We start from the raw sequence: 11918 nt of genomic DNA on the forward strand, positions 1-11918 counted from the left end.
TCAGGATCGACGTCATGGTTTCAACGACACTGGAACGACCGGACAAGTTTCGCATCGGCAGGGTTTTCAGCAATAGTTTTGCGGTCATCGGCCGCAATCCGGGTCTGTTGGTCGGACTGGCGGCTCTTTTTTCCGCCCTTCCGGCACTGGTGCTCAACCTTTGGAATTACAGAAATCTTGCCAACCTCGATTTTGCCGATCCCGAAAGCATGGCGGTTGCCGATCCCTCGGCGATTCTAGGCAACTCGCTAATATCGATGGCTTTTGGCTTGATCTATTTTGTGCTGGCTTTGTTGTTTCAGTCGTCCCTGGTAAGGGCGACGATAGAAGACTTGAACGGCAAGCGCCCGGCAATCGGTGACTGCATCCAGATCGCCTTGCGTTGCATGTTCCCGACGCTCGGGATGGGCCTGGTTGTCTTCCTCACCATGATCCTCGCGTTAGTGGTGACGATGTTCGTGGCTGGCATGCTTATCCCCGTTTTTGGAAACATCATTGTGTTCATCGCGTTCATCGCGTTGGTGGTTCCAGGCATCATGTTGTTCCTCGGTATATCGGTTTCCGTGCCCGTGCTGATCCAGGAGCGGCTTGGCGTGTTTGGTTCGATGTCGCGCAGCCGTGCTCTGACGAAGGGCAGCCGCTGGTCATTATTCGGTCTTTTGCTGGTTCTGTTCTTGGCGGCGATTGCCATCCAAATGGCGTTTGCATTGTTGTTTGGATTTACTTTCGCCATTACCGGCAGCCTCTCGACCGTTGGCCTTGTTGTCGGCGCAATCGGAAGCGCGCTTGTTTCGACAGTCGTGTCTACTTTGATGTCGGTTGCCATCGCGGTCAGCTACCTCGAACTGCGGCAAGTCAAGGAAGGCACCGGCGTCGACGAACTGGCGGAGATCTTCTCCTGATGCGAGAGGTCGCCTACCACATCATGAACGAAGCGACGTCCGCGTCGGAGACCTTGCCCGCGGCCACGTCGGCGATCGCCTGGTCGACGATTGCCGCGCCCTCGGCAACCTCGTCCTCGGTCAGCGTCAGCGGCGGCATGAATTCGAGCACATTGGCCTTCAGTCCGACATAGGTGAAGGCAGCACCCAGTTCGTAGCCGCGATAGATGGTCTTGGCCGTCGTCGTTGCCGCGACCGGCTCGCGTGTCTTGCGGTCCGTGACCAGGTCGACGCCGACGGCTAGGCCACGCCCGCGCACGTCGCCGATGATCTCATGTTTTGCGGCGAGCGCCCGCAGTGCGTCTGAAAACAGCGTGCCGACGCGCGCCGAGCGTGCGACCAGTCCGTCCGCCTCGATCGTCTTCAGCACGGCGTTGCCGGCAGCCGTCGCAACCGGGTTGCCGGCGGTCGTCTGCAGCGCGAAGGCCGGCGCGTGGTCCATGATCTCCTTTGGGCCGACAACGGCCGAAAGCGGCAGGCCGCCGCCGATACCTTTACCGAAGACGACGAGATCGGGCGTCAATCCTTCGTGCTGGAAACAGTGCATCATGCCGCTGCGGGCCAGCCCGACCTTGACCTCGTCGACGACAATCTTGATGCCATGCCTGCGGCAACGTTCCTGCAACGCCTTGAGGAAGCCGGGCGGCGGCACGATCAGCCCGCCATCCGACATCAGCGGCTCGATGAACACTGCCGCGACCTGATGCGGCGGGCAGGTGGTCTCGAACTGGTAGTCGAGCAGCGCAAGTACGGCCTCGGCACTGAACTGCGGCCGGAACGGATCGGGGTAGGGGAGCAGCAGCACGCCCGGCCTTGGCAGCGTGTGGGTCATGGCGGTATGGCCGCTGATGCCCATCGAGCCGGAGAGATTGCCGTGATAGGAGCCGATGAAGGAGATGAAGCGCGAGCGGCCTGTGGCGGCCTGCAGCACACGCACCGCGCAGTCATTGGCGTCCGATCCGGAATGGCCGAACCAGACACGCCGCTCACCGTCGCCCGGCGTGATCGCCAGCAGCCGCTCGGCCAGCGAAACCGCTGGTTCGTTGGGGTAGAGCAAGAGGCTGGCGCCGGCCATGTCGCGGATCGCCGCCTCGACCGCCGCAACGAGGGCCGGATGGCCGTAACCGAGGATTGCCGGACCGGCTGAGCCGGACAGGTCGAGCAGCGAGCGGCCGCCTTCCTCGATCAGCCGGTTGCCCCGGCCGCCGACGACGCTCAGCGGCGAGAAACGCAGCTTGCCGATCTGGGCGATGGTTATTGCATCGCGCTCGCGCAGATTGCTCATGACGCCTTCTCCTTCTGCTGCGCGGGCAAGACGGCGGCCAGGCGGTTCGCCCATGCCTCGATGCCGGAGCGGCTCGACAACAGATCCTGCCGGATCTCGATGAGGACGGCGGCAATGCCGCGGTCGTCGCCGTGGATGGGCACGGCGTAGTCGGCGTCGCGGCTGATCACGTAAGGCACGTTCGCCGCGACATTGAGCGCTTCGTCGTGGCGCAGGCCGGCAAGGATCGTTTCACCGAAATCGCCGGCGCGATCGTAAAGCACGCCGGCATGCCAGGGCCTGGGAACCCCGAGGAAGACCGGCGTAAAACTGTGGATCGTCGCGATCCGTGTCGGCCTGCCGTCCTTCGCCCGGCGGTCGAGATGGGCGGCCACCCGGTCATGGAAAGGCGCGAACATGATTTCGGCGCGCCGTGCCCGCTCGGATGGATCGAGGCCGATATTGCCGGGAATACCGGTGTCTTCGGACAGGTCAGGAATGCTGCCGCTCGTGCCCAGCGGCCGGTTGAGGTCGATCAGCAGCCGCGAATAGCCGCCGAGGAAGGCAGGTGCATCGAGCAGCACCGACAGACGGCGCGTCACTTCGGCGGCGCCGATATCCCAGGCGATGTGACGTTGCAGATGGCTGATATCGAGCCCCAGCTTTGCATACTCCGCCGGAATGTGGTTGGACGCATGCTCGCACAACAGCACGATGTCAGAGCGTCCATTTTCGTTGAGCACGTCGACGGCAGCCGGCCACTCATTCGCAAGCTTCGCAGCCATCAATAAAGCGTCCGGTAGAGGTCGCAAACAGCCACCGGATCGAGGCCGGCAAGGCGCTCGGTCTCGTGTCGCTTGAGCCCGACGAAGGTCTCGACGAACACCGGCGCGAACCACCCGGTGACGGTGCTATCGGCGGTGAGCGCGTCGAGCGCCGCCGGCAGGGTTTCCGGCAGGCGCACCAGACCGAGCTTCTTGCGCTCCGCCTGGCTCATCAGCGTCGGGTCGCCGGTGACCAGCGGCGGCGTCGGCAGCTTGGCCTTCAGCCCTTCCAGCCCCGCGCGCACGATTGCGGCCAGCGACAGATAGGGATTGCCGGTGGCGTCGGCGGCCCGATATTCGATGTTGTATTGCGGCGCCGGATCGCGCCCGCCGATCGTCACCGTCGGGCAGATGCGCAGGCTAGCCTCGCGGTCGCGATCGGCAAGCCAGGTGTAGGACGAACTCCAGCTATGCGGCTTCAGCCGGTAATAGGACGACACGCTCGCCGCCGTCATGGCGGTGATCCCAGGCAGATGGCGCAGCACGCCGGCGCAGAAGGCGCCGGCCGGGCTGGAAAGACCGCCCGGTCGCGCCGGATCGTAGGTCACCGGCTTGCCGGCCTCGTCGGCGAAGCTGAAATGGATGTGGACGCCGTTGCCGACAGCATCGGGCGCGGGTTTGGGTGTGAAGCTGGCGCGCCACCCGGCATTGCGCGCGACTTCGCGGGTGATCTCGCGGATAGCGACGGCGCGGTCGGCTGCGGCAAGCGCATTGGTTGGCTCGTGCGTCACCTCGAACTGCTCGTTGCCGAACTCGGCGATGACCACTTCGGGCGCGACGCCCGCTTCCTCCAGCGCCGCCATCAGATTTGGCGCAAAGGGATCGGCGCGGCGCAATGCGGCGAACGACAGTGAATGACCCGGCACGAAGCCGGCATCGGCGATGTGGAATTCATGTTCGAAGGCGGCGATGACGGAAAGCCCGGTTGCCGCCTTCAACTCCGCCAGCGCATCGCTGAGCATGGTTCGCGTGCAGCCGACCCAGGGGCTGCCGTCGAGTTCGACAATGTTTCCCGCGACCATGTCGAACGGCGTCACCGACCCGGTCAGCGCCGTGCGAAAACGTGCGTTGAGGTCAGGCACCAGTCGCACATCGCCGGACGAACCCCAGGGATTGGGATCGACGATGGAATTGAACGGGGTCAGCGACAAATTGGCCTGCAGCCAGCCGACGCCGGTGGCAGCGATCTTCTGCAGCCTGCTTTCGACGACGGAGCGGCCGCGCGTGATCGCTGAGAGATCGGTGGTGACGACGGCAACGAGCGGTTCGACGGTCGATGTCATGCGGCTTTTCCCAAGGCTTCGAAGCGGGCGGCGACGGTAGCGGTGTCGGTGATCCAGCAATAGCCGCCGAAGGCTTTCAGCGCACCGTCATGGCGCTCTTGCGTGGCGGCGGCACAAGCATCCGACACGCAGGTGACGAGATAGCCGCGATCGGCGGCGTCGCGCACCGCCATGTCGACGCACTGGTCGGTCATGATGCCGGCAACGATGAGATAACGCACGCCGAGGTTTTTCAGGACATAATCGATGTTGGTCGAGTTGAAGACGCCCGACGAGGTCTTCGGCAGCATGATCTCGTCGCCGACCGGCGCCAGCGATGGCACCGGCAGGCCTGCCGGCCAGCTGGGCGCGATATGGATCGGCGTCAGCTTGTGGTCGAGCGAGCGATCGCGGCCGTCTTCGGTCAGGCTCTGTATGATGGTGTGGATCACCTCGACGCCATTGGCACGGGCAGCCGCCAGCAGCCGCTCCTGGTTGGGGATCGTCTGCGACGCCGTCTGCCGGTAGAAATAGTGGTCGGGGCCACGCTCCGGATGCGCCGGATCGGCGCCGGGCTCCAGCCAGACACGTTGCATGTCGACCAGCAGCAGCGCGGTTTCGCCGGCCCGGAACGGCTCGTTTCGTTTTGGCAATGCCTGCGTCATGCTTTCTGGTCCTGCCTCACTGATTTGGGTGATCTGGGTTGGGCTGATTTGGGCCCGGGCATCCTGCGCGCCGCGTTTTCTTCGGGGCCGGCACTGTCGAGGGTCACGGCATTGGCATGCCGCACCTCCTCCAATTTTTCGATGCGTTCGCGGGCGCCATCGCTCAGCGTGGCGACGATCTGCGCGACCAGCGCCTCCATCTGCGCCATCGCCGGCGCCAGCGTGTCATAGGGGGAGGCGACTTCCAGCGGGCTGACGATGGTGACTTCGGCGAGATCGGCGATCGGCGACAGCCATTGGTCGGTGAACAGCACGATACGCACGTCGCGCGCCGCCGCCTGCCTGGTGTAGTCAATGACGTCGAACTGGTAGCGGCGATAATCGAAAACGACGAGCACGTCGCGTCGGCCAAGATCGGCCAGCGTGTCGAAGGCCTGTGCCGCCAGCGCGCCGAGGTCGCGCACACCCGGCCTGAATTGCAGCATGTAGCCGGCGAGCATGCCGGCGATGTGGCGGCTGAAACGGCCGCCAAGCATGACCACCTCGCCCTTGGTCTCCATCAGCAAACGAGCGGCGCGCTCATAGCTCTGCAGCGGGGTCAGGCTAACGGATTTCTCGAGCGCAGAACCGACGGAGCCGAGATAGGCGAGGATGGCGCTGTCTTCCGCGCCTGTCGGCCGCTTGGCCTCCATCATCAGCAGCGGCGAATGCAGTCTGGCCTCGACTTCGGCCAGAAGTTTGGCCTGGAAGTCCGGAAAGCCGTCATAGCCGAGCTTCACCACCAGCCTGACCACGGTTGGGTCACTGACGCCCGCGCGCCGGGCGAGTGACGAAGCGGTGCCGAGGCCAGAGGTCGGATAGTCGGTCAGAAGCAGCCGAACGATCTTTTCCTCCGACGGCGTCAGCGCAAGGTCCCCGCGCATCAGAACATCGCGTATCGCCATTGGCCTCCCCAAATCCGCGCTGGGCTTTGCTCTGCCTCGTTGTGTCGAGTTTATTACAGAGATTTTAATTTCGGTCAACAATGAAGAGATATTGACATAGCCGGACGACTGGTCTTAGCTTTGTCATAAAGCAGCCAAGAGACTGTGGGGAACAGCCCATGCGGACTGGAAGCGACGTCATTGTCGTCGGCGCGGGTATCGTTGGATCGAGCGCGACCTATTACCTGGCTGCGTCCGGCGTGACGGTGACGCTTGTCGAGCAGACGCATCCCGCCGGTGGGCCGTCCGGCAAGTCCTCGGCCCTGCTGCACGCCTTCTATCTCCTGCCGGAACTGTCACAGCTTGCCATTCGTGGCCGCGAGATCCTCGTATCATTGCCGGAGATATCGGGCGAGGGCCCTTTCGTCACCGAAATCGGCATGATGTGGGTCTGCGGCAACGACAATGAAGCGAGCTGGAAGGCCGCCGCCGAACGGATTCGCGGCGAGGGCGCATTGATCGAGACGCTGTCGCCGCAAGCCTTCGCCAACGCCGCGCCGGGCTTTGCACTGGCTAATGTCGCGCTGGCGCTATGGGAGCCCGAATACGGCTATGCCGACGCCTTCGGCGCAACCAATGCAATTGCCCGCGCCGCCAAGGCACGTGGTGCCAGGATCATGCAGGACACCCTCGTCGAACGGCTTGTGAAAGAGGGCGACCGCATCAGCGGCGTCGTGCTCGCCGATGGAACGGTGCTGAAGGCCGACGCCGTGGTGCTCGCCGCCGGGCCGTGGACACGCCGCCTGCTGGCGACGGTCGGCCTCGACCTGCCGCTGCATATCGAGCGTCATCCGATGGCCGTGCTCGACGCAGCCGGAAAGGCGCGCCAGGTCATGCCTTTTGCCTGGTGTGACGACATCTCCTGCAATTATGCGCGGCCCGACGGTGACGGTGTCATCCTTGCCGGCAGCTGGGCCGGCGGCGGCACCGGCGTGCGCCACGAACAGGCCGGTCGTCCGCGTTTCGTCGACAATCCCGACGACTACATGGAAGGCGTCGAGGAATCAGAATCGGTCGAGATCCTCGAGACCTTCGCGGCGCGCGTGCCGGCGATGGCCGAGTTGGGCATCCGTCCCGGCTATGCCGGGCTATACGACATGAGCCCCGACGACCTGCCGGTAATCGGAGCCATGCCCGGCGTCGATGGTCTGTTCGTCTCTGCCGGCTCCTCCGGCCATGGTTTCAAGACCGGTCCGGCGGTCGGCGAAGCGGTGGCCAGACTGGTCACCGAAGGCGCCCAGCCGACGCTGGCGCCGTTTTCGCCCAGCCGCTTCAAGGTCGCCTGATGGCGTCGGCGGCGATGGCCGAGACAAGCGCGCGGTCGTTCATGCCGGCCGCGTTCCGCAACGCCAGCGCCGATGCGCTTTGCATGGTGACGGTGCTGCTGCTGGCGGCGTTTATTGTCTTCTTCTTCGGTGGCGCCGCCATGCAGCGCGTCGTCACCTATGCCGCGATCATGCTGACGGCGGTGCTCGGCCTGCAGATCTTTTCCGGCAACAGCGGCATCGTCTCCTTCGGCCACGCCGCCTTTGTCGGCCTCGGCGCCTATGCCACCGGCATCTTGACCATGCCGGCGGCGCTGCAGCGCACTGCGTTGCGCGACCTGCCGCAGTTCCTCGCTGGTTATGAACTCTCTTTCTTCGCGGCGCTGGCCGTCGTGCTGATCCTTGCGGTCGTCATCGGCCTGCTGACCGGTACGCCGCTGCTCAGGTTGTCCGGATCGAGCGCATCTATCGCCACGCTCGCCATGTTGATCATCGTCTACACGCTGCTGGTTGCCGGGCGCGAGATCACCCGCGGCAGCCAACCCTTTTACGGCGTGCCGCGCGAGGTCGGTCTGTGGACCGCTATCGGCGTCGCTTCGGTGGCGCTGGTGGTGGCGAGGCTCTTTCGGGAAACCACCTTCGGCCTTGCCACCCGCGCCGCCGCCAACGACGAGCGTGGTGCGGCTGCCGTCGGCGTCGACCAGCGCACCTCGCGGCTCGCCGCCTGGGTGGTGGGCGCGGTCGCCGCGATGGCCGCCGGCGCCATGATGGCGCAGTTCCTCGGCGCGTTTTCGCCGCGCGATTTCTATTTCGACCTCGGCTTCACCTTGTTGGCCATGCTCATCGTCGGCGGCATGAACTCCTCGCTCGGCGCCTTTGCCGGCGTCGTCGTCACCATCGTGGTGATCGAGGTGGTGCGTCGTTTCGAAGGCGGCGGCGAGGTGTTCGGCCTGCATCTGCCGGTGCTGTTCGGCCTGACCCAGGGTGTGCTTGCCATTGCCATGATCCTGGTCATCTGGCGGCGGCCAACCGGCCTGTTCGGCGAGCGCGAGCTGAACCTTTTGCGCCGGCCCGGCCGCAAGGCCGCCACGGTTCCTGCTGCGCCGCTGGTTCATGCCGAGCGCGACCGGCTGGCGGCCGACCATCTGTCGCGGCGCTATGCCGGTGTCATCGCCGTCGACGACGTCACGCTCGCCTTCGACACCGACAGCATCACCGGCATCATCGGCCCGAACGGCGCCGGCAAGACCACACTGCTCAACATGCTGGCCGGCGACGTCGAGCCGAGCGCCGGCATGGTGTCTATCGGCGGTTTGGTGAGGCAGGCCTCGGCCTTTCGCTTCGCCCGCTCCGGCGTTGCCCGCACTTTCCAGAACATCCGCGTCTTCGCGCAAATGACCGTGCTGGAAAATGTCGTGGTCGCCGCCCGCTCGGTCGAGCCCGATCTTGCCAATGCCGAGGCGGCGGCGATGCGCGAGCTTTCGCGCATGGGGCTGGAGAAATTTGCCGATCAGCCCGCCGCCAGGCTCGCCTATGGCCAGCGCCGCCGGCTGGAGGTGGCACGGGCGCTGGCGCTGAAGCCGCGCTTCCTGCTGCTCGACGAGCCCGCCGCCGGCATGAACGCGGTCGAGACCGCCGAGCTGGTTTCCATCCTCTCGGCCGTCCGCGCCGAGCGCCGCATCGGCGTCGTCCTGATCGAGCACGACATGCGGTTGGTGATGAACCTGTGCGAACGCATCGTCGTCATCGACCATGGCCGCGTCATCGCCGACGGCACGCCGGCCGAAGTGCAGAACAACCCTGCCGTCGTCGCCGCCTATCTCGGCAGCCGCACCGCCCGCGCCAAGACAGGACAAGAGACGCCCGCCAGCGAAACGCCCGCAAGTGAAACCGCATGAACCGTGTAGCCAACGACAACAAATCCAGAAGGAGAACCGACATGCCAAAGCTCTATCGCCTCCACCGCGCCGCCCTCTATGCGGCGGTGTTCGGCATGACCCTCGCCCTCGTTTCCAAGGCTTCAGCCGAGGAGATCATCATTGGCGCCGCGACGGCGCAGACCGGTGGTCTTGCTCCCTACGACCAGCCGGCACTCGCCGGCCTGCGCATGGCGCTCGACGAACTCAACGCCAAGGGTGGGCTTGGCGGCAAATACACCGCCAGGCTGATCATCAAGGACACCCGATCCGATACGGCGCAGACCGCCACCGTCGCCCAGGAATTGATCGACGCCGGCGCCAAGATCATGATCACGCCTTGCGACGCCGATCCCTCGATCTCGGCCGGCCAGCTCACCCAGCCGCTCGGTATTCCGACATTGACGCTTTGCGGCTCCGCCCCGGTGCTCACCGCCGCGGTCGGCGACGTCATGTTCGGCACCTATCCAGCCGACAATGTGCAGGCGACCGCGGTCGCCAACTTCGCCATCGCCGAAGGCAAGAAGAAGGTCTATCTCCTGACCTCGCCGGACTCCACCTACACCGCCAACCTGCCCGAGTATTTCGGCAAGGTGTTTGAGAAGAAAGGCGGCGCCGTCGTTGGCCGCGGTACTTTCACCATGGGCCAGCCGGACTTTTCCGCCGAGATCACCAACATCAAGAGCCTTGCCGACCAGCCGGACCTGATCATGACCGCCGCCTATGAGCCTGATTTTCCGGCCTTCATCCAGCAATTGCGCGGTGCCGGCGTCACCGTTCCGGTCTATGGCGCCGACGCCATCGGCACGCCGACCGTCAAGGGGTTGGGCAAGCTGGTCGACGGCGTCGTCTATACGGCAGCCGGCTATGCCGAGCCGGGCAGCAAGCTGGAGGCTTTCAACACCGCCTTCGCCAAATATGCCGGCCGCGCGCCGGAATCGACCTATGAGGTGAACGGCTACGAGATCGGGCTGATCCTCGACCAGGCGGTCAAGACGGCCGGCTCGGACGATCCGAAGGCGATCCGCGACGCCATTGCCGGCCTCAAGGACTTTGATGGCATCACCGGCAAGATCACCTATGCCGGCACCGACCGCATGCCGCTGCGGCCGGTGGCGCTGATGCGTTATGAAGGCGGCGAGGGCAAGCATATCCAGACCATGATTCCCGACGCCGCCGACGTTCCGGCGCCGTGACATCATGCTGAGCGTCGAAGCCCTGAGGATCCGCTACGGCGAGGTCGAGGCGGTGCGCCGCGTCGATCTCGCCGTCGACAGCGGCGAGATCATCGCGCTGGTCGGCGCCAATGGCGCCGGCAAGAGCTCGACGCTTGGCGCCATTGCCGGGCTGGTGCCGGCCGTCTCGGGGAAAGTGGTCTTCGACGGCGTCGACATCACCGGCCTGGCGCCTGAGGCGATCGCCCGCAAGGGGGTGTCGCTGGTGCCGGAAGGCCGGCGCATTTTCGCCGGCCTGACCGTGGCCGACAATCTGCGTCTCGGCGGTGCGATGCACCTGCCGGCGGTGGAGGCGAGGGTGCGCGAAGAGGAGATGCTGGAGCTGTTTCCGATCCTGCGGCGCTACCACCGCGTCAAGGGCGGCAATCTCTCCGGCGGCGAGCAGCAGATGCTGGCGATCGCTCGCGCATTGATGGGCAAGCCGCGCATGGTGCTGCTCGACGAACCGTCGCTCGGTCTTGCCCCGCAATTGATCGACACGGTCTTCGACCTGATCGCCGAACTGCGCCGCAGCGGGCTGACCATCCTTCTCGTCGAGCAGAACGTGGCGCTGGCGCTGGAGGTCGCCGACCGCGCCATCGTGCTTGCCAATGGCGAGGTGGTGCTATCGGGCACCGCCAAGGAACTCGCCACCTCGGACCTCGTCCGCCAAGCCTATCTCGGAGCCTGAGCCATGATCGCGCAGCAGATCATCAATGCGGTGAGCCTCGGCGGCGTCTATGCGCTGCTGGCATTGGGGCTCGCGATCGTCTTTTCCATCGTCGGACTGATCAATTTCGCCCATGGCGAGCTGATGACATTGTCGGGCTATGCCTTGCTTGCCGCGCTGGTTTTCGGTCTGCCGTTTCCAGCGGCGGTGCTCGTCGCCGTCTCCTGCGGTGCGCTCGCAGCCGTTGCCATGGAGCGTGTTGCCTTTCGCCCGATGCGCGGCGCCAGCGTCACCAGCCTGCTTCTGACCAGCTTCGCCGTTTCGAGCCTGCTGAAGGTCGTCTTCCAGAACGGCATCTCGGCTCGGCCGCAGCCGGTCGCCATGCCCGGATGGATGACCGGCGCCTTCTCGTTCGGCGACTTCACCATCGGCGTCAGCCCGAGCATCTCCATCGTTGTCTCGGCCCTGGCCTTGATTGCGCTGGAACTCTTCCTGCGCCGCACGGTGACTGGCACCGCCATGCGCGCCGCGGCCGAGGATTTCAACGTCGTCCGCCTGATGGGCATCCCGGCCAGCCGCATCATCGCCACCGCCTTTTTGCTTTCCGGCCTGCTCGCCGGGCTGGCGGCGATGCTGTGGGTGGCGCAGCGCGCTTCCGTCGACCCGCTGATGGGTTTTACCCCAGTGCTGAAGGCGTTCATCGCCGCCGTCGTCGGCGGGCTGGGCAGCCTGCCCGGTGCCGTCGCTGGCGGCTTCCTGCTCGGCATCATCGAAGTGTTGCTGCAGGCGACGCTGCCGGCGGCGGTCGCACCCTACCGCGACGCCATCGTGCTGTCGGGCGTCATCGCCGTGCTGCTGGTGCGGCCGCAAGGCCTGATCCCGGCGGTTCGCGTGCAGAGAAGCTAGAGCATGAT

At 65.2% G+C, this 11918-nt stretch carries 11 protein-coding genes; 6 read left to right on the forward strand and 5 right to left on the reverse strand.

Annotated elements, in window-relative coordinates:
• Positions 1-14: 14 nt before the first annotated feature.
• Positions 15-902 carry a DUF7847 domain-containing protein gene (locus AC0L2B_RS21310; protein ID WP_473746719.1) on the forward strand — a complete coding sequence of 296 codons (888 nt, stop codon included), beginning with the start codon at positions 15-17 and terminating at the stop codon, positions 900-902.
• Between the two features lie 13 nt (positions 903-915).
• Here AC0L2B_RS21310 and AC0L2B_RS21315 read toward each other — a convergent pair whose 3' ends face one another.
• The 5 genes from AC0L2B_RS21315 to AC0L2B_RS21335 are packed head-to-tail and all read right to left on the reverse strand — an operon-like array spanning position 916 to position 5900.
• On the reverse strand, positions 916-2226 hold the full coding sequence (locus tag AC0L2B_RS21315) for an aspartate aminotransferase family protein (protein WP_473746720.1): 1311 nt from the start codon (positions 2224-2226) through the stop codon (positions 916-918).
• On the reverse strand, positions 2223-2990 hold the full coding sequence (locus tag AC0L2B_RS21320) for an N-formylglutamate amidohydrolase (RefSeq protein ID WP_473746721.1): 768 nt from the start codon (positions 2988-2990) through the stop codon (positions 2223-2225). Before AC0L2B_RS21320 ends, AC0L2B_RS21315 begins: the two co-directional genes overlap by 4 nt.
• Positions 2990-4312 carry a type I glutamate--ammonia ligase gene (locus AC0L2B_RS21325; protein WP_473746722.1) on the reverse strand — a complete coding sequence of 441 codons (1323 nt, stop codon included), beginning with the start codon at positions 4310-4312 and terminating at the stop codon, positions 2990-2992. The genes AC0L2B_RS21320 and AC0L2B_RS21325 overlap by 1 nt, the downstream gene beginning before the upstream one ends.
• Positions 4309-4956, reverse strand: a complete 648-nt coding sequence (locus AC0L2B_RS21330; RefSeq protein WP_473746723.1) for a cysteine hydrolase family protein — start codon at positions 4954-4956, stop codon at positions 4309-4311. The genes AC0L2B_RS21325 and AC0L2B_RS21330 overlap by 4 nt, the downstream gene beginning before the upstream one ends.
• Positions 4953-5900: a MurR/RpiR family transcriptional regulator gene (locus AC0L2B_RS21335; protein WP_473746724.1), complete on the reverse strand. Its 948-nt coding sequence runs from the start codon at positions 5898-5900 to the stop codon at positions 4953-4955. Before AC0L2B_RS21335 ends, AC0L2B_RS21330 begins: the two co-directional genes overlap by 4 nt.
• Positions 5901-6058: 158 nt before the next feature.
• On the opposite strand from AC0L2B_RS21335, the gene AC0L2B_RS21340 reads away from it, so the two are divergent.
• The 5 genes from AC0L2B_RS21340 to AC0L2B_RS21360 are packed head-to-tail and all read left to right on the forward strand — an operon-like array spanning position 6059 to position 11910.
• Complete coding sequence (locus AC0L2B_RS21340; RefSeq protein WP_473746725.1) at positions 6059-7225, forward strand: NAD(P)/FAD-dependent oxidoreductase; 1167 nt, start codon at positions 6059-6061, stop codon at positions 7223-7225.
• 14 nt (positions 7226-7239) lie between these two features.
• Positions 7240-9102 carry a branched-chain amino acid ABC transporter ATP-binding protein/permease gene (locus AC0L2B_RS21345; protein WP_473746726.1) on the forward strand — a complete coding sequence of 621 codons (1863 nt, stop codon included), beginning with the start codon at positions 7240-7242 and terminating at the stop codon, positions 9100-9102.
• A 41-nt stretch (positions 9103-9143) separates the two neighbouring features.
• Positions 9144-10316: an ABC transporter substrate-binding protein gene (locus tag AC0L2B_RS21350; protein ID WP_473746727.1), complete on the forward strand. Its 1173-nt coding sequence runs from the start codon at positions 9144-9146 to the stop codon at positions 10314-10316.
• A gap of 4 nt (positions 10317-10320) precedes the next feature.
• Complete coding sequence (locus AC0L2B_RS21355) at positions 10321-11025, forward strand: ABC transporter ATP-binding protein (RefSeq protein WP_473519452.1); 705 nt, start codon at positions 10321-10323, stop codon at positions 11023-11025.
• 3 nt (positions 11026-11028) lie between these two features.
• On the forward strand, positions 11029-11910 hold the full coding sequence (locus AC0L2B_RS21360; protein ID WP_473612561.1) for a branched-chain amino acid ABC transporter permease: 882 nt from the start codon (positions 11029-11031) through the stop codon (positions 11908-11910).
• Positions 11911-11918: the final 8 nt, after the last annotated feature.

The sequence above is a fragment of the Mesorhizobium sp. WSM4815 genome, from assembly GCF_055811575.1.

Coding starts and splice junctions, on each gene's coding strand:
- AC0L2B_RS21310 (WP_473746719.1), top strand. CDS start 15: ATGGTTTCAACGACACTGGAACGACCGGACAAGTTTCGCATCGGCAGG.
- AC0L2B_RS21315 (WP_473746720.1), bottom strand. CDS start 2,226: ATGAGCAATCTGCGCGAGCGCGATGCAATAACCATCGCCCAGATCGGC.
- AC0L2B_RS21320 (WP_473746721.1), bottom strand. CDS start 2,990: ATGGCTGCGAAGCTTGCGAATGAGTGGCCGGCTGCCGTCGACGTGCTC.
- AC0L2B_RS21325 (WP_473746722.1), bottom strand. CDS start 4,312: ATGACATCGACCGTCGAACCGCTCGTTGCCGTCGTCACCACCGATCTC.
- AC0L2B_RS21330 (WP_473746723.1), bottom strand. CDS start 4,956: ATGACGCAGGCATTGCCAAAACGAAACGAGCCGTTCCGGGCCGGCGAA.
- AC0L2B_RS21335 (WP_473746724.1), bottom strand. CDS start 5,900: ATGGCGATACGCGATGTTCTGATGCGCGGGGACCTTGCGCTGACGCCG.
- AC0L2B_RS21340 (WP_473746725.1), top strand. CDS start 6,059: ATGCGGACTGGAAGCGACGTCATTGTCGTCGGCGCGGGTATCGTTGGA.
- AC0L2B_RS21345 (WP_473746726.1), top strand. CDS start 7,240: ATGGCCGAGACAAGCGCGCGGTCGTTCATGCCGGCCGCGTTCCGCAAC.
- AC0L2B_RS21350 (WP_473746727.1), top strand. CDS start 9,144: ATGCCAAAGCTCTATCGCCTCCACCGCGCCGCCCTCTATGCGGCGGTG.
- AC0L2B_RS21355 (WP_473519452.1), top strand. CDS start 10,321: ATGCTGAGCGTCGAAGCCCTGAGGATCCGCTACGGCGAGGTCGAGGCG.
- AC0L2B_RS21360 (WP_473612561.1), top strand. CDS start 11,029: ATGATCGCGCAGCAGATCATCAATGCGGTGAGCCTCGGCGGCGTCTAT.